11 protein-coding genes and 1 pseudogene are annotated in these 25014 nt (G+C 75.7%); 10 read left to right on the forward strand and 2 right to left on the reverse strand.

What is annotated here, in order from left to right; translation table 11 throughout:
* Positions 1 to 282 precede the first annotated feature (282 nt).
* The 7 genes from ACZ34W_RS14720 to ACZ34W_RS14750 all read left to right on the forward strand — a co-directional run bounded on the left by ACZ34W_RS14720 (position 283) and on the right by ACZ34W_RS14750 (position 15722).
* A complete protein-coding gene (locus ACZ34W_RS14720; protein ID WP_465604058.1) occupies positions 283 to 1455 on the forward strand; it encodes a PQQ-dependent sugar dehydrogenase in 1173 nt (390 codons plus the stop codon).
* Positions 1456 to 1746: 291 nt separating this feature from the next.
* Positions 1747 to 2604 carry a DUF4132 domain-containing protein gene (locus tag ACZ34W_RS14725; RefSeq protein ID WP_465604060.1) on the forward strand — a complete coding sequence of 286 codons (858 nt, stop codon included), beginning with the start codon at positions 1747 to 1749 and terminating at the stop codon, positions 2602 to 2604.
* Entirely contained in the window at positions 2601 to 7709 is a 5109-nt protein-coding gene (locus tag ACZ34W_RS14730; protein WP_465604062.1) for a hypothetical protein, read from the forward strand. The genes ACZ34W_RS14725 and ACZ34W_RS14730 overlap by 4 nt, the downstream gene beginning before the upstream one ends.
* A complete protein-coding gene (locus ACZ34W_RS14735) occupies positions 7706 to 8860 on the forward strand; it encodes an ATP-binding protein (protein WP_465604064.1) in 1155 nt (384 codons plus the stop codon). Before ACZ34W_RS14730 ends, ACZ34W_RS14735 begins: the two co-directional genes overlap by 4 nt.
* Positions 8861 to 8864: 4 nt before the next feature.
* Positions 8865 to 12968: a vWA domain-containing protein gene (locus tag ACZ34W_RS14740; RefSeq protein ID WP_465604067.1), complete on the forward strand. Its 4104-nt coding sequence runs from the start codon at positions 8865 to 8867 to the stop codon at positions 12966 to 12968.
* Positions 12965 to 15034: a hypothetical protein gene (locus ACZ34W_RS14745; RefSeq protein ID WP_465604069.1), complete on the forward strand. Its 2070-nt coding sequence runs from the start codon at positions 12965 to 12967 to the stop codon at positions 15032 to 15034. Before ACZ34W_RS14740 ends, ACZ34W_RS14745 begins: the two co-directional genes overlap by 4 nt.
* A 211-nt stretch (positions 15035 to 15245) precedes the next feature.
* Positions 15246 to 15722, forward strand: coding sequence for a MarR family winged helix-turn-helix transcriptional regulator (locus ACZ34W_RS14750; RefSeq protein ID WP_465604071.1), 477 nt, complete (start codon positions 15246 to 15248; stop codon positions 15720 to 15722).
* Between the two features lie 113 nt (positions 15723 to 15835).
* On the opposite strand, the gene ACZ34W_RS14755 is transcribed toward ACZ34W_RS14750, so the two are convergent.
* Entirely contained in the window at positions 15836 to 17638 is a 1803-nt protein-coding gene (locus ACZ34W_RS14755) for a sensor histidine kinase (protein ID WP_465604073.1), read from the reverse strand.
* A 426-nt stretch (positions 17639 to 18064) separates the two neighbouring features.
* Positions 18065 to 19339 carry an acyl-CoA dehydrogenase family protein gene (locus ACZ34W_RS14760; protein WP_329492320.1) on the reverse strand — a complete coding sequence of 425 codons (1275 nt, stop codon included), beginning with the start codon at positions 19337 to 19339 and terminating at the stop codon, positions 18065 to 18067.
* A 408-nt stretch (positions 19340 to 19747) separates the two neighbouring features.
* Between ACZ34W_RS14760 and ACZ34W_RS14765 the strand changes: the two genes are divergently transcribed.
* The 3 genes and pseudogenes from ACZ34W_RS14765 to ACZ34W_RS14775 all read left to right on the forward strand — a co-directional run.
* Complete coding sequence (locus ACZ34W_RS14765; protein WP_329490418.1) at positions 19748 to 20821, forward strand: GAF domain-containing protein; 1074 nt, start codon at positions 19748 to 19750, stop codon at positions 20819 to 20821.
* A 523-nt stretch (positions 20822 to 21344) separates the two neighbouring features.
* A complete protein-coding gene (locus ACZ34W_RS14770; RefSeq protein WP_465604076.1) occupies positions 21345 to 22910 on the forward strand; it encodes a lipase maturation factor family protein in 1566 nt (521 codons plus the stop codon).
* Between the two features lie 206 nt (positions 22911 to 23116).
* Positions 23117 to 25014: pseudogene (locus tag ACZ34W_RS14775) on the forward strand (hypothetical protein); the annotation flags it as partial.

A 25014-nucleotide genomic window follows, 5' to 3' on the forward strand; every position in this document is an offset into this window, starting at 1 on the left:
AGGCCTTTGAGCCGAAGCCCCCTGGTCCTCGACCGGCTCGGGCTCCGAGGGTAGGGCGGGTGTGCGCCGGGGTGGGGGCGAACCATGAGAAACCGCACGTCCGGGTGAAACCGGCCGGGGTGGTGGTGTGCGCCGGGGCTTCGGCCCGGTCGGGGCGGGTGGCGTGAGTGTCGGGCTGCGGAGCGCGGGGTCGCTGTGATGAGCTGAGGGCTGCCGTGCCCTCCGCTCCCGCGCGGCAGCCGTTCCGGTCCTGCTGGACCGTCCTCCTGAGGGGAGACGCTCGTGCGCAGTCGTGTCGGAGCCGGGGTGCTGGCTCTGCTCCTGGGGTCCGGTGCCGTCGCGGGCTGTTCGTCGGCGCCGGCGCCCGCGGCCACGCCGGCCGCCCCGACCTCGGCCGCCGCCTCGGCAGTCGCCTCCCCCACCGCCTCCGCCACCGAGTCCGCCCCGGCCACGCCCGGTGCCGCGCCGTCGGTGGCCGTCCGGGCGACGGTCACCGAGGAGTTGGCGGCGCCGTGGGGCCTGGTGGTGCTGCCCGACGGGGATCTGCTGGTGTCCGAGCGGGACGACGGCCGGATCGTCCGGGTCGCGGCGAAGGACGGCGCCCGCACCGAGACCGGGACCGTCCCCGGGGTGGTCTCCGGCGGCGAGGGCGGGTTGCTGGGCCTCGCGCTGTCGCCCGGCTACGCCACCGACCACCTGGTGTACGCCTACTTCGGCACCGCCGCGGACAACCGCGTCGTGCGCCTGGCGTACGACCCGACGCGGCCGGCGAAGCAGCAACTCGGCACGCCCGAGGTCCTCCTGACGGGCATCCCGCACGGGCCCCGGCACAACGGCGGGCGGATCGCCTTCGGCCCCGACGGCCTGCTCTACGTGGGCACCGGGGACAGCAGCGACACCGGGCTCGCCCAGGACAAGGGCTCGCTCGGTGGCAAGATCCTGCGGCTCGCCCCGGACGGCACCCCCGCTCCCGGCAACCCCTTCCCCGGCTCGCCCGTGTACTCCTACGGCCACCGCAATGTGCAGGGGCTCACCTGGGATCCCCAAGGGCGGCTATGGGCCTCGGAGTTCGGCCAGGACACCTGGGACGAGCTGAACCTGATCAAGGCCGGCGGCAACTACGGCTGGCCGGTGGTCGAGGGCACCGGGAACCGCCCCGACTTCATCGACCCGGTGGCCCAGTGGCATACCGCCGACGCGTCCCCGAGCGGTGTCGCCTACGCCGACGGCGCCGTCTGGATCGCCGCGCTGCGGGGCGCCCGGCTCTGGCGCGTCCCGCTCGACGGTGACCGCGCGGCGGGGGCTCCGGAGGCGTTCCTCGACGACGCCTACGGGCGGCTGCGCACGGTGGTCGCGGACCGGGACGGCACGCTGTTGCTGGTCACCAACAACACCGACGGGCGCGGGGACTCGCGCTCCGGCGACGACCGGATCCTGCGCCTGACCGTCTCCTAGCGGCGCGGCCGGTCCCGCGGTCCCGGCCGCTTCTGACATGCCCGGATCGAATGCGCGGTCCGCCGACCGGTCGGCGTGGTGAGCTCGCAGATCACCTGTGCTGTAAGGGAGTTGGGACCCTTCGGGCCGTCGGCCGGGGTGGTGGCCGCGTCGTCGTCGCCGCTGATCGTTCACTCGTTCGATGGGTTTGAAGCGGCTGGCCCGCAGGAGCGGCCCCCCCGGCGGCCGCGTTGTCAGTGTGTCCCGTTACGTTCCTCCCATCGCAGACCAGCAGCTGGGAGGAGAGCGGCCGTGACGTGGGTGGAAGCGGGGACGGGCGGCTATCAAGTCGCGCTCGACGCGGAGGGCAGGGTGGTGTGCCGCAACGCGGCCGGCCGCCCGTTGAAGTCCCTTCCGTCGAAGCTGAACGACGATCCGGTGGTCACCGGGCTCAAGCAGCTCACCGAGTGGCTCGCCGCGCACCGGCGCGGCTGCCTGGAGGACGTCGAGCGGTGGATGGTCCGCTCGCTGCCCGTCCCCGCCGCGGTCCTGGTCGCGGTCTGGCCGGACGAGGCCTGGCAGGAGGTCCTGCGCGACCTGGTGGTGACGGGCGCGGACGGCGAGGTCGCCGGGTTCCTGCGCGGCGCCGACGCCGAACGCGGCCTCGGGCTCGTCGACCTCGACGGGGACACCGTGCGCCTCACCGACGGCGAGATCCTGATACCCCACCCCGTCCTCCTGGAGGACTTGGACGAGCTGCGCGAGTTCGCCGTCGAGCTCGGGGTCTCCCAGCAGGTGCAGCAGCTGTACCGGGAGGTCTGGCACCACCCGGCGGAGGCCGCGTCCGGTACCGAGGTCACCAGCTACGCCGGCGGCCGCTACAACGCCCTGCGCGACCTGCTCGGCCGCTGCGCCCGGCTCGGCTACCGGGTGCGCGGCGGCTACGCCGTGCTGCCCGTGGTCGAGGGCGGCCGCGCGCTGGAGGCCCGCGTCTGGGTCGGGGACTACTACGAGTACGACGAGTGCGAGACCGGCGCGCTCAGCTGGGCCGGCCCGGACGGCACGATCCTGCCGGCGGCCGAGGTCGGGCCGGTCGCCTGGTCCGAGGGCATGCGGATGGCCGCCGCGCTGTACGCCGGCCGCACGATCGAAGGGGAGGAGCCCGCATGAGCACCACCGAACTGCACGAGCGCCTGCTGGATGCCGGAGCGGTCCTCCCGGCGGGCACGCTGCCCGGCGCCGGGCAGCCCGACAGTGCCGCCGACGTCCTCACCGCCCGCAGCTACGCCCACCCGGCGCTCGACGGGCGCCGGATCGTCCGGCTCGTCCCGGGCGCGCTCGGGCCCGCCGAGGACCTGGCGGTCGACTTCCTCGGCCTGAAGCCGGCGGCGGAGCCGGCCGAGGTCGGCCAGGTCCGCCAGGAGGCGCTGGGCTTCCCCGCCTGGGCGCTGGTCCACGACCCGGCGAACGGCCACCACGCGCTCGCCCTGGTCAAGGAGATGGAGCGGCTCGCCCGGCAGGCGAAGTCCAAGCCCGGCCACGCCAAGGACGGCTTCGACGAGCTAGCCGTGCGCCTCGGCCGCGCGGTGCCGCACTTCCTGCCGACCTACTGCGAGGAGGTCGGCAGGATCTTCGTCGAACAGGGCAACCAGACCTACGCCGGCACCTTCTTCGGCAAGGCCCGCGAGGCCGAGCGCACCCACAGCCTCGCCGTGGACGAGGAGCGGCTGCGCGCCGTCTTCCTGGAGTTCGCGCTGGCCGGCGCGCTCACCGTCAAGGCGCTGCGCCAGTACGTGAAGGAGCTGAGCGGCCGGCTCGACCCGCTGACCGCCTGGCAGCGCTTCCGCCAGCTCTGCACCGAGCGCTCGGCCGCCGGCATGGCCCCCTACGCGGGGATCGCCGAGGACGCCCGCGCCCTGATCCGGGCCGCCGGGCTCGACCGCACCGAGCACGAGCAGGCCCTGCTCGCCGAGCTGCTCGCCTCCCCCGCCGTCAACCGCGCGCCCGGCGCCTTCTGGAAGTCCTGGCACGGCGCCGTCATCGAGCTGGCCCGGCGTGACGAGGGCGTCCGCGCCCGGCTGCTGGAGATCATGCCCGACCCGGCCGGGGTCTCCGACCAGAGCGCCCAGGACGCCTCCTGGCTCGCCGTGCTCGCCGAGAGCGGCGCCGAGCAGCTGCTGACCGGCCTGCCCGCCGGCGGCGCGGAGGGCCGGGCCGGGACCACCCCGGCCGCCGCCGTCTGGCTGCAGCGCTGGGTGGGCCACATCGGCCGGGGCTGGCGCACCAACGGGCTCAACGCCGAGACCGTCGCGCTGGCCGCCCGGATGACCGGGCGGCTGCGAGCCGACGGCATCCCGGTCGACCTCTTCACCGGGACGCGGCGCGGCCCCCACCAGATCGAGCTGCTCGACCTGCTGCTCGCCGAGGGCGTCCCGGTCGCCGACCCGGCCGACGGGCAGAGCCTCGGCCTCGGCGACTGGGTGCGCGAGTCCGGGCCCGGCGGCCGCACCCTCGCCGCGGTGGCCGCCGACCCGCGGTTCCGCGCCCTGCTGCGCTCCGGCGTGCCCAACAGCTGGACGGCCGCCGCGCACAAGCAGCTGGCCGCCCTCCCGGTGCTGCGCGAGCTGTTCGTCGAGTGGTCCGACGCCCGGGCCGACGAACTCCTCGCCGCGCGCGGCCTGGCGAGCGCGGCCGAACTGCTGAAGGACCTGCGGAGCAGCCGCGGCGCGATCCGCACCGAGAACCCGGCCGCCGCCGAGCGGATCGCCGGCCTCGACGTCACCGGACTGCTCGCCCGCACGCTGCGCACCGGCATCCTCGACGAGCTCGGCTGGCCCGCGCTGGAGGAGGCACTCGTCCGGCTCGGCATCGAGGCGGGCGAGGCACCGGGCGGCCCCGAGGGCAGGGAACTGCCCGACGGCCTCTGCGTCGAGGAGGCCTGGCCGCAGCTGGTCCTGGAGCTCGGGAACCGCGTCGTGGTGGTCGGTCCGCAGGGCATCCTGCTGGAGCACACCCTGCGCATCCCCGACAAGCTGGAGCGCTGGCAGCGGCCCCGGCTGCGCTTCGTCGACGGCGAGCTGCTGGTCGCCTGGTACCGGGAGAACAAGCAGTACGCCTACTGGTCCGGCCGCCCCACCGAGACCTTCGAACTGGGCGGGGAGACCATCGTCCGCTACTACGGCGGCCAGGACGACCCGGAGATCCCGTCGATCCCGCTGTCCGTCGGGGGCCGGACCACCGGCGAGCGCCCGCTGCACGTCGGTGACACCCGGATGCCCGCCGAGGCGCGGGTGATCGGCGACGGCACCGGTCACTGGACGGTCCGCCCGAGCCGGTCCGGTGACGTCCTCACCGAACTGGACGCGGCCACCGGCGCCCTGGGCCGCGCCGCCGAACCGCCCAGGATCGCCGCCACCGCGGCGGCCGGCCGGCTCGACCTCGACCGCACGTCGCTGCTGCCGATGCAGCCCGGTCTGGAGGCCACCCCGCTCGGCACCGACGGCGTCGTGCTCGGCAGCTGGGTCCGGGTCGACGGGGCCAAGGTCACCACCGGCACCGCCGACGGCACCACCCTCACCCTGGCCGGAAAGGGCCGACGAGCCGATCGGTTCCCGCTCGGGCGGCTCGGCCTGCCCGGTGACGCCCACCCGTTGGTCGTCGAGGAGCGCGGCGGCGATCTCGGCCTCGCCCTGCCGGACGCCGACGGCAGCGGCGCCGACACCAGCACCGACCTGCAGACCTGCCGGCCCGGCGGTCTGGCGGCCGCCGGTACCGCGTTCGTCCCCCCGCTCGCCCACTGGCACGCCCTGCGGCCGCGCGACGAGGCGGGCTCGCTGGTCCTGCGCGGTCTGACCGACGAGCAGGCCGCCCGGCTGATCGACGCCGCCTGGCCGACGGACGCCGAACCGCCCGCGGAGGCCGAGCAGCGCTGGCTCACCGTCCAGGGCGTGCGGCGCCCGCTGGCGGTGGGCAAGGCCGCCCGGCAGTCCGTGCCGGTCGAGGCCGTCGGCGCCGTGCTGCCCGGCGTCGGCCACCCGCTGCTGCGGGCCGGCGTCGCCGGCCTCGCCCGGTCCGCCGCCGAACTGCTCGACCTCGCCGCCCGGTTCGTCCCGCAGCCCGAGGCCGAGGCCCGTCCCAAGCCCGGCACCGCCCGGGCGGGCGCCGCCTACCGGCCCGAGCACGGGCGTGACCAGGACCTGCGCGAGGCGGTGGAGATCCTGCTGCCCGACACCTCGGGCTTCGGCCGCTCCTGGGAGCACGGGGACCACTGGCGGGTGCTCGGCAACCTGCGCACCGTCCTCGGCGTCCTCACCGGGCCACCGGCCGTGGCGCCCGGTACCGAGGGCTGGTCCGCCCCGCTCCGGGTCGAGCTGGAGGGGGACGACAACCACCACGGCTGGCTGAGCCTCCTCGGCCACCTCGGCACCCTCGCCTACGCCGCGGCCGCCCCGCTCACCGGCGCGGCCGAGCGGTCGGCGCTCGCCCTGCTGCTGACCGAGCTCACCCGCGGCCTGCTCGCCGACCGCGGCGCCACCCTGCGCGAGGTCGTGCTGACCGAGCCGCTCGCCGACTTCGTCGACCCGGACGGCACCAGCCGCAAGCACCCGTCCCGGGCCGGCCAGGTGTTCCGGCACGGGGAGCGGACGGTCGTCGTCCTCGGCTGCCGCCACCACCGCGAGGACCGGGTGAACTGGCTCGCCGTCGACCACGACCCGAGCGGCGGCTTCGGGCCGGTCGCCCACTTCGGCACCGCCGGGGAGCGCAACACCGAGGAGGTCGTCACCGCCGACTGGACGGCGCGGTTCACCGCCCTGCTCGCCCTGCACGGCGGGTTCGTCCGGGAGGCCGGGCAGGCCGCCGCCTTCGGTGCGGCGACCGGCATCGGCGCCACCCGGGCCGCCCTGCTGCTCAGCCCCACCAACACCCTGTTCGGGTGGTACGGCACCGTGCTTCCCGCCGACCGGCTCAAGGAGTACGGCCTCAAGTCGGCCGAGGCCAAGGCCGCCCGGGACTGGCTGCGCGGTCGCGACCGGGCCGGCCTCCGCGCCGTCTGGACGGCGCTCCTGCCCGCCGACCCGAAGGCGCTCTGGACGGACGGCCCCGACACCGCGGCCGGAGCCGAGCGGTGGACGGAGCGGTTCGGACGGCTCGTCACCCTGCCCGAGGAGGCCCAGGCCACCGTCAACGGTGCCGGGATCGACCACATCGAAGAGGTCCTCAACCCCACCCGGACGCCCTGGCTCAACCGCACCACCGGCTACCGGGTGCGGGCCGCCCAGGACGGCGGGCCGGTCCAGCTGGTCGCCGACGACCCGCACGCCCTGCCCGGCGACACCGGTCTGGGCGGGGCCGTCGACGCCCTGCGCTGGCTCGCCTACCACCTGCCCGCCGACAGCCCGCTGCGCCCGCTGCTGCCGCAGGCCGCCGCCGCGCTGCGGGCCCGGCTGGCCGACCCGGAGCTGCTGCTGAACTACGACCTGCACCGCACCGCCAAGGGCGAGAAGCTGTCGCCGCTGCTGCGCACCCGCTTCGGGCTGCCGGCCGAGGGCGGAGCCGACGCCGACGGTCTGGTCCGCTGCGGGGAGGCCCTCGTGCTCGCCCCCGGCCGCACCGAGGACGAGCAGGTCTGGCTGCGCCCGGCCGGGCTCACCGGCGGGGACGATCCGGTGCTGGAGCTGCTGGCCGGGCTCGTCGACGGCTACTGGTTCACCAGTCAGTGCCCCGCCCTGGCGGCCATCCTGGACGGCGAGCTGGAGCGTCTGGTGGCCCCGCCGGAGCTCGCGCCCGACCCGGCGCCGACCGGTGCCGGGGAGGAGGCCCGCTGGGCGCAGAACCCGCAGCTCAGCGTCGGCCCGCTGGTCGCCGAGGTGGCCGCCGCCTACGGCCTCGGCGCCGACGCCGCCGCGCTCTACCTCCAACTGCTCGCGCTGCCCGACCCGACCGACCGCAACGTCGCGCGCTGGACGGGCTGGAAGCCCGCCCGGCTGAAGCGGGCCCGGGCCGAACTCGCCGCCACCGACCTGGTGCTGGAGGCCAAGCGGGCCCGGGCCGGCCGCGGCCTCTTCCTGCCCGGCGGCTGGCAGGAGGCCAAGGCCCCCGGCCTCCCGGCGGAGACCTGGAAGGCCGGCCTGTACGAACTGCCCACCCACCACGCCGTCCTGCCGCGGCTGTCCGTCCCGGAGCTGTTCGCCCGGGCCTGGCAGCGGATCGGCGACGGGGACGTCCCCGGATACGAAGAGCTCCGTACCGGCAAGCGCAGGAAGGCCCGCCGATGACCACCGCCCCGAAGGACCAGTCCGCCGATCCGACGGCTCGGCAGGTCGTCCCGCCCGAGGAGAGGTACGCCGCCGAACTGGAGTTCCTGGCGGCCCACGACACCGGCCCGCGCCCGCCCGGCTGGCGGCTCACCCCGCGCGCCGTGGTCACCTTCGTGATGGGCAGCGGCGGCGAGAAGCTCAAGGCCGGGCGGAAGAGCCTGGCCGTCGAGCAGAAGTTCGTCGGCGAGCGGGCGCTGGTCGAGCGCTGCGTGGTCACCCTCGCCGGGGAGCGCGGTCTGCTGCTCGTCGGCGAACCGGGCACCGCGAAGTCGATGCTCTCCGAACTGCTCGCCGCCGCGGTCTGCGGCACCAGCGCGCTCACCGTCCAGGGCACCGCCGGTACCACCGAGGACCAGCTGAAGTACGGGTGGAACTACGCCCTGCTGCTGGCCAAGGGCCCCAGCCGGGACGCCCTGGTGCCCTCGCCGGTGCTCACCGCGATGACCACCGGAGCCGTCGCCCGGGTCGAGGAGGTCACCCGCTGCCTGCCCGAGGTGCAGGACGCCCTGGTCTCGCTGCTCTCCGAACGGCGCATCGCGGTACCCGAGTTGGCGGGCAGCCCGGACGGCCAGCTGCACGCCGCGGCCGGCTTCACCCTGATCGCCACCGCGAACCTTCGGGACAAGGGCGTCAGCGAGATGTCCGCCGCCCTCAAGCGGCGGTTCAACTTCGAGACGGTCGGCCCGATCGGCAGCCTCGCGGCGGAGGTCGAGCTGGTCCGCCGGCAGTCCACCGCCGCGGTCGCCCGGGCCGGTGCCGCGTACGCGGTGGACGACGCCGTGCTGGAGGCACTCGTCACCGCCTTCCGGGACTTGCGCACCGGCCGCTCCACCGAGGGCTGGGACGTCGAGCGCCCGTCCACCGTGATGAGCACCGCCGAGGCCGTCTCGGTGGCCACCGCGCTGGGCGTCTGCGCCGCCTACCTGCCCGACGGCGGAGACCTCCTCGGCCGGCTGCCGGGGCAGCTGATCGGCGTCGTCCGCAAGGACGACCCGGCCGACGCCGCCCGGCTGCTCGGCTACTGGGACGGCCCGGTCCGGCGCCGTGCCGAACAGGGCGCGGCCACCTGGCGGATGCTCTGGGACCTGCGTTCGGCCCTGGAGGCGTGAGGCGATGACGACGAGCAGCGCGGTGACCGGACTCTCCGGAGCCGGAGGAGCGGGCCTTCGCGGCCCCGGCTCGCCCGGGGACCACGACGACCCGCGCGGGGTGGTCGAGGCGGAGGCGGCGCGATTGGCCGCCTCGGGAGCGGGCCGCCCGGGGCCGTTCCTGATCGGGGTGCGGCACCACGCCCCCTCGCTCAGCGCGGTGGTGCCCGCGCTGCTCGACTCGGCCCGGCCCGAGGTGGTCCTGGTCGAGCTGCCCACCGAGTTCCAGCCCTGGCTGGACTGGCTGGCCGACGAGTCCACCCGGGCGCCGGTCGCCCTCGCGGCCGCCCCGGACGGCTCCGGGGACGGTCCGGGCGAGGGGCCCGCAGGGCTCGCCTTCTACCCGTTCGCGGACTTCTCCCCGGAGCTCGCCGCGCTGCGGTGGGCCCGTCGCAACGGCGTCCCGGCCCTCACCTGCGACCTGCCGCTCGCCCGGCGGGCCGAGGCCCGCCGGGCGAGCGGGGACACCGTGCACGACGGCCGCACCGGCGTCGCCGCCGCGCTGCGGCACCGGCTCACCGGGCGGGACGACGACGATGACCTCTGGGACCGCCTGGTCGAGACCGCCGCCCCCGGGTCCACTCCGGAGGCCGTCCGCCGCGCCGCGCTGCTGGTCGGCTGGGCGATGCGCAGCGACGCGGCGGACGGCGCCGGGGTCGACCCGTACGACCTGCGACGCGAGGCCTGGATGCGTGCGCGGATCCGGGCCGCCGGGGCCGACGGGCGCCGGGTCGCCGCCGTCATCGGGGCGTTCCACGCGCCCGCGCTGCTCGACGACGCGGCGGCCGCCGGGCCCGACCCCGACGGCGGCCACGCGGAGAACGGCGACCACGTCGGGGCCGTCATCGGGGCGTTCCACGCGCCTGCGCTGCTCGACGACGCGGCGGCCGCCGGGCCCGACCCCGACGGCGCCCACGCGGAGAACGGCGCCCACGCGGAGAACGGCGACCACGTCGTCTCGCTGATCCCCTACACCTACCCCCTGCTCGATGCCCGGTCCGGGTATCCGGCAGGCATCCGAGACCCCGAGTGGCAGCACACGGTGCTCGACGCGGGCGGCGATCCGGAGCGGCTCGCCGACGCCCTGACCGGCACCGCGGTGCGCATCTGCCAGGCCCTGCGCACCCAGGACCACCCGTCGGGTCCGGCCGACGCCCGCGAGATCGTCCGGCTCGCCGGGGACCTCGCCCGGCTGCGCGGGCTGGCCGCCCCCGGCCGGGGCGAACTGGTCGAAGCCGTGCAGACCGTCCTCGCCCAGGGGGAGCCGCTCGGCCGCGGCCGGGCCGTCGCCCGCGCGCTGGAGCGCGTCCTGGTCGGCACCCGGACCGGCCGGGCCGCGCCCGGCGCCCCGCGCAGCGGCCTGGCACCCGCCGTCGAAGCGGCCCTCACCGAACTCGGCCTCCCCGGGCCGGGCGACTCCGCCGAGACCGCCCCCCGGGAACTCCGGCTGGACCCGCTGCGCTCGGCCCTCGACCGCCGCCGCGACCTGCTCCTGCACCGCCTCACCGCCTGCGGCGTCCCCTACGGCGAACCGGTGGCCGGGGTGGGCGCGGGCGGCACCGAGACCCTCGGCGCCCGTTGGCGCGTGCAGTGGAGCCCGACCGTCGCCGCGATGCTGACGGTCGCCGGCACCCGTGGCGTCACCCCGGCCCAGGCGGCCGAGGGCGCGCTGCGGGAGCGGCTGCGCCGCGAGCAGCAGGCCGACGGCCCGACCGCCCGCGAGGTGGTCCAGGGCCTCGCCGACGCCGCCGCCTGCGGACTGCCGGCGCTCGCCGACACCCGCCTCGCCCAGCTCACCGCCGTCCTCCCGCAGAGCGGGACTCTCCCCGAACTCCTGGACGCACTGGCCCTGCTGGACCGCCTCGCCGCCGGTCACATCCCGGGCCTCGCCCCCGAGGCACGGCGGGACTCCTCCGCACCGGCGACCGCGGACCGGACGGAGCCGGCCGCGCCGCCCGGGGAGCGGGCCGGGCTGATCGAGCCCGGCGGCCGGGCCGTCGCGCTCGCTTCGGCCGCGGAGCTGCTGACCGACGCGGCGGTGCGCCAACTGGAGGGGCTGGGCGGGTCCGACGACCCCGCCGATGCCCGGGCCCTGGTGGAGCTGGCCCGCCGGGCCGACCTGTCCGGCGGCGTGCGGCTCGCCCACACGCTGACCGAACTCGCCGACGGCGGGAGCCCGCTGGTCCGGGGAGCGGCCGGGGCCGTGCGGGTCCTGCTCGGGCAGGACGGCCCGAGCGGGTTCGGCGGCCGCGCGGCCTCCTGGGTCGACGGAGCCACCGACACCGGGACTCGTCATGCCCTCGGCCGATCGCTGGTCGGTCTGCTGACGGCGGCGGAGGGGCTCTTCTCCACCGCGCCCGAGGCGCTCGAACCGGTGCTGGAGCGGGTCACCGCCCTGTCCGACACGGCGTTCCTGGACCGGCTGCCCGCACTGCGCGGCGGCTTCGACACCCTCGCCCCGGCCGCGCGGGACCGGTTGCTGACACTGGTCGAGGAGCGGCTGGGCAGCCGTCTGCAGGCCCTGCCGGACGCCGTTCCGCCGGCGCTGCTCGCCGCCTGGGCCCGCGCGGACCTCGCCGCCCGGGCCGCCCTGGAACGACGCGGGCTGCTCCCGGAGCGACCCACCGCCCCGATGGCCGAGCCGACTGCCGGACCGCTGGCCGCACCCGGGCGCTCCGACCGGCCGGCGGACGAGCTCGTCGGCGGGTCCGCCGGCGATGTTCCCGCGACGGCCGGTGGCCCGGCGGTCGAGCCGACGCCCGGGCGGCTCGCGGCGGCCGACCATCCCGGCCGGACGGCTCAACGCGCCGTGCCCACCGACGGCGGACACGGCGCCCCCGGGCAGGCCGTCCAGCCCTTCCACGGCCCGGGAACGGATGTCGGGCCGGCTCCGGGGCCCGCTGCGCACGTCCCCGCTCCCGCGTCCGCCGGGCAGGGGCTCGCGCCGGCCGAGCGGTGGCGGTTGTTGCTCGGGCGGCCGGGGGGCGGAGGCCTCGCGGGGCGTGCGGCCAGGCTAGCGACCGCGCTCGACGAGCTGTACGGCACCGGGCACGGGGAGGGGTCCGGGCCCGGGCTGGACGGTCGGGGCGGGGCGGGCGGCAACCGGGGCGGCCGTGAGGCCCCGTACCCGGGCGTGCGCGAGTGGTCCGAGGAGCTGACCGCGCTGTTCGGGCCGGGCATCCGCGAAGAGGTGCTCGCCGCCGCCGTGGGGCAGGGCCGGGCCGACGCGCTGGACGCGATCGACCCGGGTGCCGTCCGCCCCTCCGTCGACCTGCTCCGGACCGTGCTGGAGCACGCCGGTGGCCTGCCGGAGGCGCGGATCGCCGGGCTGCGTCCACTGGTGCGGCGCCTGGTGTCCGAGCTCACCCGGGAGCTGGCGACCAGGCTCCGACCGGCGCTCACCGGGATCAGCGTGCCGCGGCCGAGCCGCCGGCCCGGCGGCGGGCTCGACCTCCACCGGACGATCCGGGCGAACCTCGCCACCGCGCGCCCGGCCCGGCCGGGGGATCCGGAGGCGGGCACGGTGATCGTCCCGGAACGGCCGGTCTTCCGGACCAGGGCCCGACTGGCGGCCGACTGGCGGCTGATCCTGGTGGTGGACGTGTCCGGGTCGATGGAGGCGTCCACGGTCTGGGCGGCGCTGACCGCCTCGATCCTGGCCGGGGTGCCCTCGCTGAGCACCCACTTCGTCGCCTTCTCCACCGAGGTCGTCGACCTGACCGAGCGGGTGGAGGACCCGCTCGGCCTGCTCCTGGAGGTCCGGATCGGCGGCGGCACCCACATCGCCAGCGGGCTGAAGTACGCACGCGAGCTGGTGACCGTGCCGTCCCGGACGCTGGTCGCGGTGATCAGCGACTTCGAGGAGGGCGGACCGATCGGCGGGCTGCTGACGCAGACCCGCGCGCTGGTCGACTCCGGCTGTCACGTGCTCGGCTGCGCCGCGCTCGACGACACCGGGACGGCGCGTTACTCGAAGGCGGTCGCGAGCCAGCTGGTCGCGGCCGGAATGCCGGTGGCGGCGCTGAGCCCGCTCGAACTGGCCCGCTGGGTGGGGGAGAAGGTCCGATGACAGAGCAGCGGAGCGTGTCGTCCGGCGGGGCCTGGCCGGCCGTCCGGCCGGAGGTGGTCGCCGAAGTGGTGGCGGGGCTGTCGGCCCGCCTGCAGAAGCGGCTGGACGGCGCGGCCGCCAAGCTGGCGGAGCGCCCGGTGCGCCGGGACGGCGACGAGTGGCGGATCGAGGTGGACGAGGAGACCTCCCTCGTCCTGCACGCGCCGGGCGGGGTGGTCCGGGGGCAGGCCGATGTCCGCTGTGGCTGCCTGCTGGCGCCGGCCTGCGTGCACCGGGCGGCGGCGGTCACGGTCTGCCGGATCGCCGACGCGGACACCGAACCGGGCCCGGACACCGAACCGGGCCCGGACACCGAACCGGAACCGGCCTCGGAGTCGGGCCCGAAGCCGGACACCGAACCGGTCCCGGGGTCGACTACCGGACCGGACCCGGTCGGCGGCACGCCCGGCGGCCCCCGCACCGCTCCCGATGCCGCTCCCGACGACGCCTCCGGCGGTTCGCTCACGGCGGCCGAGCAGGCCGCCGTCCACCACCTGCACCGCGCCTCCGTGGCCGTGCTGGCGGCCGGGGTGGGCGGAGCCGGCGCCGTGCTCCAGGCGGAGCTGCTGCGGGCGGCCCACCGGGCGCGGCTGAACGGGTTCCACCGGCCGGCCGCGGCAGCGGTCGCGGTGGTGAGCCGGCTCCGGGCCGCCCGCTCGGGCGAGCCGGACCACCGGCTCGCGCTCCTGGTCGCGGGCCTGCGCGAGCTGCTCGACCTGACCACGATCCTGACCACGGCCTTGTCCCCGACCCTGCCCCCGACCGTGGCCACGGCCCTGACCTCGGCGCGAACCGCGGCCCCGGGTACGGGGCACGGCGATCTCGCCGCCCTGCGCGGCACCGCCCGTCAGGTCTACCGGGAGGCGGGCGGGCTGCGGTTGTACGGGCTGTTCGCCGAACCGGTCCTGACCGCCACCCATGCGGGCGTGCTCACCTGGGCGGTGGATGCCACCGGCGTGCTGAGCACCGTCGCCGAGGTGATGCCGCACGCCGACCCGACGACGGCCGCCCCGCAGGCGGTCGGTGCGGGGAACCGGGCGGTCCGGTTGGGTGACGCCCTGCTCAGTCACCGCGAGTTCAGCCGGGCGGGGCTGGCCGTCCAGGGGGCGACGCGGTCCGCCAACGGTCGGCTCGGCGCGGGCAGTTCGGTTCGAGCGGTGCGGGCCGGGGGAGTGGCGTGGACGGCGGACCCGGTCGCCGGGCTCTGGACGGAGCCCCCGACCGTCCAGGTGGAGCGTGCCCTGGCAGCGGCGGCGCTGCCGTACGAGGGCCGGCCGGCCGGGAGCGATCTGCTGTTCCTGGACGTCACGCTGCTCGGCGCCGCCCCGTACGGGTCGGGCGGCGTGCCCGAGCTGCTGGCCGACTGCGGCGGGCTGGTGGTCGCGCTGCGCGCGGCGCACGACCACCCCGGGCTGGCGTTCCGGGGCAATCTGGCGCTGCTCGCCACCGCGCCGGGCCTGCGGCTGCGGGTGATCGGCCGGCTGGAGCGGGCCGAGCACCCGGAGCTGCGGCTGCTCGCGGTGGGTACGCCACCGGCCGGACCCGAGCCGGGGGAGCCGGCCCTCGCGCTGCCCGCCGATCGGGCGGCGCGGGTCAATCTGGGCCTGGAGCGGTTGCAGACCGCCGATCTCACCCTCGGCGCCGCGTCCAGCACCTCCGCCCCCGTCGAGGCCCCGAGCAGTGCGGCCGGACCGGTCGGGCCCGCGGCTCCGGTCCATCTGCTGGCGCGCCGGGTGGAGCAGGCGGTGACCGGCGGGCGGCAGGGGCTCGCGCTCGGCGCCGGGGCGGCGGACACCGGCCGGTCGGCGCTGCGCGCGGCCGGTCTGGCCACGGGGGCGGCCCTGCTCGACGCGCTCCGCGCGGCGGCGGTGGACCAGCCCCGCGACGTGTTCGGCAGGGTGGTGGCGGACGACCATGCCGCGTTCACCTCCGCCTGGCTGGCGGCGGCCTGCTACGGCGAGGAGTTGGCCTCGGCGCTCTGCGCGGGTGGCTGGCAAGGGCAGGATCCGGTCAAGGCCGGGTCATAAGAAAGTATTTGCACAGGCAGGTAAAGCGCGTCGAATGGCATACTGGGGGGCGGGAAGACGTTCGACCGGCCGTACTACCGTCGACTGGGTCCGGGCAAGTGACCGGCCGGTGGGTCGACCGGGCCACGGGTCCGGTCCGGGTTCGAGCCCGGGTTCGTGCACGAGCTCGGGCCGGGGTCCGGACCGGAACAGGGAAAGCGAAGGGCGAGCTATGGGTATCCACGACGATGCTGCCGAGATCCGCGCCTGCGGCTGGCGTACGCTCGCCGCTCTGCACGGCCTCATCGATGCCGCGCTGGAGAAGGCGCTCCAGAACGAGCACCAGCTCTCGGTGGTCGAGTACACGGTGCTGGACGCGCTCTCGCGGCAGGACGGCTGGCACATGCGGATGCAGCAGCTGGCCCGGGCCGCGGCCCTGAGCAGCAGCGCGACCACGCGCCTGGTGACCCGCCTGGAGGACCGCGGCCTGCTCAGCCGTTTCCTCTGCGTGGACGATCGGCGCGGCATCTACACCGAGCTGACCCCACAGGGCCGCCAACTGCTCGAAGCCGCCCGGCCGGTGCACGACGCCACCCTGGAGGCGACGCTCGCCAAGGCCACCGACGCGCCGGAGCTGGCCCCGTTGGTGCGGGCCCTGGAGGAACTCAAGCTCACCCCGGCCGCGGCCACCGTCCCGGCCGCCGTCTGACCCCGACCGGTACGGCCGACGTCGGCGCCGAAGCCGGTACTGACACCGGCACCGGCACCGGCGCGCGGCCGAGAACCCGCCCCGGCCGCCGCTGGAGCGGTGGCCGGGGCGGGTCACACCTCGTCCGGCCTCTGTTGCGCGGGGCCGGTCTTGCGGACCCGCCGGGGGAGGACGGGTGGGACGCGGGGGTGCCCTTCGAGTCCGTGGTCCGACGGGACCTCCTGGACGCCCTCGTGCGTACGCGTGGCGGGGTCGGCCGGGTGGCTCTCCACCACGCCGTCCCACAGGGCGTCGCGAGGGTTCGCGTCCCGCGGTCCGGCGGACGCCTCCCCGGCTACCGCGCCGCCGTCCGAAGGGGCGCGGTCGGAAGGGGCGCCGTCCGAAGGCGCGTCGTTCGGGCGGACACCCTCCGGAGGAGCGCCCTCCGGAACACCGGCGTCCGCACCCCCGCCCGAGGCCGCGCCGAACGGGTTGTCGTCCTGCCAGGGCGACGAAGCCCGCGTCGGTGAGACCTGCGGCGCCGACGGCTGCCACGACGAGGCCCGGGGGACGACCACCGCGTCGGGCAGCCCGGGGATCGGCGAGCCGGCCGCCGGGGGAGCCGGGGGCGCGCCCGCGGTCAGCTCCTCCGGGGCCGCCGGCTCCTCGCCCGACCCACCGTCCCCGTTCCCGCCGTCCCCATTCCCGTCGTCCCCGTTCCCGCCGTCCCCGCTCCGGTCGGCCTGCGCCACCACCGGCGGCCGGGTCACCCGGGCGCCGGGCGGCAGGCCGGCCACGGACGGGGTCTGTTCCATCCGCTCCAGCAGCGCCGACGGCAGCAGCACCACGGCCCGCGTCCCCCCGAAGGGGGAGGACCGCAGGGTGACCTGGATGTGGTGCCGGGAGGCCAGCCTGGCCACCACGAAGAGGCCGAGCCGCAGGTCGTCCCCGAGCGCGGAGACGTCCAGCTCGGGCGGGTCGGCCAGGTAGGCGTTGAGCTGCTCGTACTCGTCCCGGCACATCCCGAGACCGCGGTCCTCGACCTCGACGGCCAGCCCCCGGGGGACTTCCTGCGCGGAGACCTGCACCTTGGTGTAGGGCGGGGAGAAGGTGGTGCCGTTCTCGATCAGCTCGGCGATCAGATGGATGACGTCGGCGACGGCCTGGCCGCCGAGCGCGACGCGCGGGATGCCCTGCACGACCACCCGGGAGTAGTTCTCCGTCTCCGAGACGGCGCTGCGCAGCACGTTGACGACCGGGACGGCGTTGCGCCAGCGCCGGGCGGGCAGCGCGCCGCCGAGGATGACCAGGTTCTCGGCGTTGCGCCGCATCCGGGTGGCGAGGTGGTCGACCGCGAACAGCTCGCGCAGCAGCCCGGGGTCCTCGTGCTCGCGCTCCAGCGCGTCCAGCATGCTGATCTGGCGGTGGAGCAGGATCTGGGTGCGGCGGGCGATGTTGAGGAAGACCTTCTTGGTGCCCTCCCGCCCCTGGGCCTGGTGCACGATGGCGGTGAGCGCGGCGGTGCGGACGGCGGAGAGCCCCTCGGCGGTCTGGTGGAGTTCGTCGCCGAGGCGCCGGGCGGGGATCCAGGCGGGCGGTGGCGGGACGGATTCGCCGGCCCGGAGCCGGCCGACCACCTGGGGGATCTCGTGCCGGGCGATCGAGAGGGTGTCGGCCCGCAGGTCGCGCAGCCGGGCGGACACCGACCGGGCCAGCCGGATGCCGCGGGTCAGGCTCCAGAGCAGCACGACGGCGACGGCCGCGCTGACGACCGCCAGGGCGGTCCGGTGGCCGGTGCCGCGCAGCAGGGAGAGGGCGTAGCCCCAGGTGGCGGCGAGGCCGAGGCAGGGGACCAGCACGAGGGAGAGGAGAGAGCGGCGGAGCGAGCCGGACCGGCCGGCGCGGTGGCCCGGGCGCGGGGCCGATATGCCTGGCATCTGATTCCTTGGTGCAGGGCCAACGGCGGGTCTGCCCGTGTGCGGTCCGGCCGGGGTCTCGGAGCCGCCACGGCCGGCGGGCCCGGAGGGGGCCGGACGAGGTGGCGTGGTACCACCGTCCGAGCGGGTGCAGCACGGCCGCCGACTTCGGGCACGCTATCAGCCCCGGGAGGCCCTGTCGCAACATCAACTGACGATATGTAAGCAGATGGTGACGCGTCTTTACATCGGTCGATCGGCCGCTTTTCGGCGGATCTCCGCAGGTCAGCATGGTGGCTCTGGTCGTCGACGACTTCCCGGGAGCCTGAGGGGAGGTCTCCGGAAAGCCGTCAGGAACAGGTCAAGTACGGGAAGTCCGAGGTGGGCCGGAAGCCGGGCGTGGGCCGGTTCCGGGTGGCGCGGATGCCTCCGTGGGGGGTGGGGGCTTCAGCCGGCGAGCGGCATGTGCAGCAGGGCGGCGCCGGCCGGGCGGGCGGCCTCGGCCTCCAGTCGGGCCTCCCGCTGGGCCAGTTCGGTCCAGGCCCAGCTCGTGAGGTCGGACAGCTCCGCCGACCACTGCTTGCCGTACGTGCCCGAGGCCACCTGGCCGAGCCGCAGCCGCTGGACGTCGGAGGTGCCGGCGGGCGGGTAGATGTGGGTGGCGTCCCGCAGGTAGCGCTCGATGTGGAACTCGGCCTGCAGGCCCCGGGCGGCGTGGATCTCCATCGCGTTCCGCGCCGAGTCCAGCACGTACTCGGTGTTGATCAGCTTGGCGTTCATCAACTCGGCGTCGCAGGGCCGGCCGTGGTCCAGCTGGTGCGAGGCGTGGTAGGCGGCCAGCTTGGCGGTCATCAGGCGGGACTGCATCTCGCCCAGCTTGAGCGCTATGTTCGGCAGCTGGGAGAGCGGCTTCCCGTAGAGCACCCGCCCCTCGGCGAACCGCACGGTGTCCTCCACGATCGCCCGGTGGATGCCGAGTGCGACGGCGGCCAGGTTCAGCCGTCCGTACAGGGTCGAGGAGGAGTAGGCGATGTCCAGGCCCTGGCTCTCCTCGCCCAGCCGGTTGGCGGCGGGGACGCGGCAGTCCTCGAAGACGATCTCGCCGAAGCTGAAGCCGTGCAGGCCGCTCTGCGAGCCGGGGCTGCCGGTGCGAAAGCCCGGGCGGTCGCTCTCCACCAGGAAGGCGGAGAGGCCCCGGCTGCCCTCGCCGGTGCGGAGCACCACGCCGTGCACGTCGCCGATGTGGGAGTTGCCGACGAACCACTTGCGGCCGTTGAGGACGTACTCGTCCCCCTCGCGCCGCGCGGTGCCGGTCATGCCGAGCACGTGGCCGCCCGATTCGGGTTCGGTGACGGCGATCGTCGGCAGCACCTCACCGGAGGCGAACCGCGGCAGCCAGTAGCGGCGCTGGGTGTCGGAGCCGAAGTGGATCACCTTGGCGACGCCGAGCTGCGAGGCCTGCGCCATCGCGCCCATCGCGCCGCTGACCCGGGCCAGCTCCTCGACGATGACCGTCTTGGCGAGGTGGCCGAGACCGAGCCCGCCGAAGGTCCGCGGAATGGTCGCGCCGATCCAGCCGCGCTGGGCGATCTCGCGGGAGAGTTCGACCTCGACCGTCCGGTCGGCCTCCATTCTGGCCACCTGCGGGCGCACCTCCTTCTCCGCGAACTCACGTACCTCCGCGCGGAGGCTCTCGTGCCGTTCGTCGGTGAAGTAGTCCATCGCCATGCTGGGTCCTCTCGATTCCGGGGTGGTGGTGCCTCCGTCCGTGCAGCCGAACCGCTCCGGCCGCCCAAGGGTGGGGGTGATGAGGTGGCGGCCGGTTGCCCTGGTGCAGCCGGTACGCGCGGATGTGCGGGGCGGGATCCTGGCGGAAACCCGTCCCTGTTTTCGGCAGGGCTCATTGTCGTATGGCGATCCGGCCCTCTCCATAGTCGATCTTGGAATGGCGCGAAACGGATCGCCCGAAGTCGGAGGAGGATTGAAAGCCGCCGCGGCGGGGGAATGATCATTCCCGCTTTTCGGCCCCGCTGGAGGGTCGTCCACGTGCGGGTTTGACCGCCCGTCAGTCGTGTGAGTCGGGTGGGCCGAGAGCGTCCATCGCGCCGATGGTCTGATTACATGTGCGCCATGACTGATGTGATGAGCACTCAAGGCCAGTTCCCGGGTGCCGCCGGCGAGTCCGAGCGGACCCGCCGGCTGCGCATCCTGGGTCTCAACGAACCCACCGTGGACGAGGCCTTCGACCGCTTCGCCCACCTGGCCGCCAGCCTCACCCGCGCCCCCATCGCCATGGTCAACTTCATCAACGACGAGCGGCAGATGTTCCGGGGGCTCTTCATTCCGCCAAACTCCGCCGCCCCGGGCGACACCGGCTGCTCCTGGGCCGACCGGGGGATCGTCTTCGACCTCCCGAGCCGGGAGATGCCGCTGAGCCACGGTTTCTGCCCGCACGTGGTCGCCCAGCGCTCCCCGCTGGCGCTCGACGACGTCCTCGCCTACCCCCGGTTCGCCGGGAACCCGGTCGTCGACGAGCTGGGGGTGCGCGCCTACCTCGGCGCCCCGCTGGTCGACGACACCGACACCGTCATCGGCACCGTCTGCGTCCTCGACCGTGAACCCCGCCAGTGGGGGCGCGAGCGGCTGCGCGACATCCAGCACCTCGCCGAGGCGCTGCTCTCCGAGATCCGGCTGCGCGACAACCTGATCGCCCAGCAGCAGGAGATGTTCGCCGCCTTCGACGGTTCGCCTTTCCCCATCATGCTGACCCGCGGGCCCGAGCAGGAGCTCCGCTACGTCAACCCCGGGCACGCCGAGGCCTTCGGTGCGCCGGTGGCCCACGGCTCGATCGGGCAGGCCTACCCGCAGCTGGCTGCCGCGGGGCTGGAGCAGACGGTGGCCGAGGCGTACCACACCGGTCGGACCGCCGTCCTGAACGACGTCCGTTTCCAGTCCACCCGGCCGGACGCCCAGCGGATCCACCAGATCTTCAGCTTCACCTGCACCCCGCAGCGGGCCGCGCGGACCGGCCAGGTGAACGGCGTGCTCGTGGTCGGCATGGACGTCACCGCACAGTCCCGCACCGAGGAGGAGCTGGGCACGCTGGCCGCGCTGCTGGTCGACCGGCTCCAGCAGAGCGGTGGTGGCGCCACCGGTCGGCCGGGCATCGGCGGCGGGGAGACCGGGCTGGTCCTCCCGGGCTGACCCCGGACGCCACCCCACCCGTCCCCCACCGCGATGAACACCGCCCCTGCCACGTCCCCCGCCACGACCACGACCACGACTTACGCCGCCGGCACCACCACCACCGGTGCCGCCGACACGACCGCCGCCGTCGCAGCCGCCGGACCGGTTACCGCCGCCGGCCCGACCACGACCGGCGCCACGTCCCGGACCGGCGCCACGTCCAGGACGGACCCCGTACCCACCGGCCCCGCCACCGTGCCGGGGCGCCTCTCACCCCCGAGGAGAGGCGCCCCACCACGGTGACCGCCGGGAGCCCGCCGCCGTAGTCGCGGCCACAGCCCCGCCGAAGCGCGTCGCGGGGAGCCCGCCGCCGTAGTCGGCCCCCGCCGTCCGCCGCCGCACCGCCGCACCGCCGCACCGCAGCACCGCCGTCCGCCGCCGCGCTGCCGCCGCTCGTTGCGAGCCGCCCGGCCGCCGCGCGGGTGAACCGGACGCCCCGTCCCCCGGACGGGCGCCCGCGGCACGGCCACCGATGGTAGGCATGGGCCGCATGGAGTGGTTCGCCGACTGGTTCGCCGCACCCGAGTACGGGCCGAGCCGGGTCCTCGTGCAACGGCTGCTGGCCGCCGTCTACCTGACCGGATTCGTGGCCGCCGCCGCGCAGTTCCGAGCCCTGATCGGCGCCGAGGGCATGCTTCCGGTGCCCGCCTTCACCGCCCGGGTACCGTTCCGCCGCGCGCCGAGCCTCTTCCACCTCCACTACAGCGACCGCTTCTTCGCCGCCGTCGCCGGTACGGGCGCCGTGCTCTCGGCGGGCCTGGTCGCCGGACTGGGCGACGCCGTCCCGCTCTGGGCGTCGATGCTGCTGTGGGCGGTGCTCTGGCTGCTCTACCTGTCGATCGTCAACGTCGGCCAGACCTGGTACTCCTTCGGCTGGGAGTCCCTGCTGCTGGAGGCCGGCTTCCTCGCCGTCTTCCTGGGCAACCAGAACGTCGCCCCGCCGCTCCCGGTGCTCTGGCTGCTGCGCTGGCTGGCGTTCCGGGTCGAGTTCGGTGCCGGGCTGATCAAACTGCGCGGCGACAGCTGCTGGCGCGACCTGACCTGTCTGCGCTACCACCACGAGACCCAGCCGATGCCGGGACCGCTCAGCTGGTTCTTCCACCACCTGCCCGGGCCGCTGCACCGGGCCGAGGTCGCCGCCAACCACGTCACCCAGCTCCTGGTACCGGTCGGCCTGCTCCTCCCGCAGCCGGTCGCCGGCTACGCGGCCGTGATCGTCGTGGTGACCCAGCTCTGGCTGGTGGCCTCGGGCAACTTCGCCTGGCTGAACTGGCTCACCATCACCCTCGCCCTCGCCGCCGTGGACCCCGCCCGCTTCGGGCTGTCCTTCCGGACTCGCTCCTACGGCGGTACCCCCGGCTGGTTCGAGGGCCTCGTGATCGCGCTGACCGTCGCCGTCGCGGTGCTCAGCTACTGGCCGGTCCGGAACATGGTCTCCCGTGAACAGGTGATGAACCGATCCTTCAACCGGCTTCATCTGGTCAACACCTACGGCGCCTTCGGCAGCGTCAACCGGATCCGCCTGGAGGTGGTGGTCGAGGGCACCGACGAGGCCACCGTCACCGGGCGGACGGTCTGGCGCGAGTACGGCTTCAAGGGCAAGCCCGGCGACGTGCGCCGCCTGCCGCGCCAGTACGCCCCCTACCATCTGCGGCTGGACTGGCTGATGTGGTTCGCCGCCATCTCGCCCGCGTACGCCCGGCCCTGGTTCCTGCCGTTCGTCGCCCGATTGCTGACGAACGACCCGGCCACGCTGCGGCTCCTGCGTCACAATCCGTTCCCGGACGCCCCGCCGACCCACGTCCGGGCGACGCTCCACCGCTACCGCTTCACCGACTGGCACGAACTGCGGTCCACCGGCGCGTGGTGGCACCGGACCGCGCTGCACGAGTACCTCGCGCCGGTCAGCCTTGACACCCTCACTCGTTCCGGTCACCGGCCGCCGCTCGGCCGCCGGAGCCGTTCGGTACCCCTGGACGGTCTGCGACGGCGGTCCGGCCACCCGCCCGGCCCCGCACCGCACCACCCGCCCGGCCCTCCCGAGTAGCGGCCGGGCGGGCGGTGTGGCACGCCACACCGGCCCGTCGGACGGTGGGTGCGTGCAAGGCTCGAACGGGCACCCGTATTCTTGGCCTCCACAACCGGCGGCCCGAACGCGCGCCCCCAGCCCCTCCCGCCGGGGCCTCCGTGCGCACCCGGTCCGCCGCCCCCTCGCCGCCCGCCCCGCCGCAGTCGCCCAGAACCGGACCTCACATGACAGTGCTTCACTCGCGCAACGCCGACGCCGCAGACGCCAAGGCCGCCGCAGACGCCAAGGACGCCACGGACCCGGATCAGAACCGCGGCCAGGCGGCCACGGTGGAGACCGGCCTCCGGGACGAGCTCGGCCGCTACGCCGAGCTCGGTGCCTTCACCCTCACCGCCGGGACCCACGCGTGGTACGCCGCCGTCGACACCGTCGCGACCCCCGAGGACGCCCGCGCCGCCTCCACCGCCCTCGCCGAACTCCGTGGCAGCGACCTCCAGCAGACCTGGGAGGCCGTCACCGCCCTGGCCGCCGACGCCAGGATCGAGGTGCCCGGCAGCGTCGCCGTCGCGGCGCTGTTCGCCGAGACGCTCCAGCGTGTCCAGCAGACCTCCGCGACCCTGATCGGCGCCGCGTACGACGCCGACCTGGACGCGCTCGTCGCCGCCACGGCCGACCGCGCCTGGCGTCGCGAGAACGGCGTCAAGCTGTCGTTCCTGCGCGTGCGCGGGCTGCGCAAGCAGGCCGCCGCGCTGGTCGCCGGCGGCCGCAAGGTCCGCCCCGAGGAGCTGCACGAGGCGCTCGCCTCGGCCAACATCGAACGTCGGGCCTGGGCCGTCCTCGCCCCCTCGGGCGCACTGCCCGTCCCGCCGGCCGACGGCCCGCTGGCGGAGCGGACCGCGGCGGCCTTCGAAGCGATCGGCACCGCGCTGCGCGACCTGGGCCGGCTGCTGCCCGAGCACGACCTGGAAGCACAGCCGTTCCCCGAGCTCATCGACCTGGTGGAGCGTCTGGCGGCGGACGAGGGCACGCTCTACCGCCTCCCCACCATCCGCTCCCTGCGGACCTCGCTCGAAGAGGCCGGTCTCGCCGACCTGCTCGCCGAGCTCGCCGCCGCCGGCGCCGACCGCCGCGCTGCCGAGGCCGCCTACGGCGCCCGCCAGGCCCTGGCCGGGGGTCAGCGCGACGGCCTGACGGCGACGGAGGCGACACCCGTCGAGGAGATCGCCGCCGAGGAGCCGGTCGCGGAGGAGCCGGTCGAGGAGGCGGGCGCCGCCGAGGCGCTCGTTGAGGAGACTGTCGTCGAGGAGGCGGTCGTCGAAGAGGCGGCCGTTGAAGTGGCGGTTGTCGAAGAGGCGGCTGTCGAGACCGAGGCCGAGCCGGTGGCGGCCGACAGCTCGACCGGGGCGGAGGCCGAGCAGGTCGTGGCCGAGGCGGTGACCGGAGCGGACGAGCCCACGGCCGAGGAGCCCGTCGAGGCCCGGCCGCTCGTCGTCTCGCTCCCGGCGCCCTCGCCCGCGGCGGACGACCTGGTGGACGTGGCTCCGGCCGTCCCGGCGCAGGCCGAGGCCGAGCCGGAGGTCGAGGTCGCCGAGGTCGAGGAGCCCGAGGCCGAGGTTGTGCCCGCGGTCGAGGCCGAGGCCGAGGCCGTTGCGCCGGAGGTCGTCGAGCCCGAGGCGGCTCCGGCCGAGTCCGTAGCCGAGGCTGCGCAGGTCGTCGAGGTCGTCGAGGTCGTCGAGGTTGCCGAGGCTGCCGAGGTCGTCGAGCCGACTGCCGAGGTCGAGCCGGAGGTCACCGAGTCGACTGCCGAGGTCGTTGAGGTCGTCGAGGTCGCCGTGGTCGTGGAGCCCGAGACCGAAGCGGTGCCGGTTGCCGAGGTTGTGCCTGCGGTTGAGGCCGAGGCCGTTGCGCTGGAGGTCGTCGAGCCCGAGGCGGCTCCGGCCGAGTCCGTGGCCGAGTCCGTGGCCGAGTCCGTGGCCGAGGCTGCGCAGGTTGCCGAGGTTGCCGAGGTTGCCGAGGTTGCCGAGGTTGCCGAGGTCGTCGAGCCGACTGCCGAGGTCGAGCCGGAGGTCACCGAGTCGACTGCCGAGGTCGTTGAGGTCGTCGAGGTCGCCGTGGTCGTGGA

The organism is Kitasatospora sp. NPDC022856, from assembly GCF_055561235.1.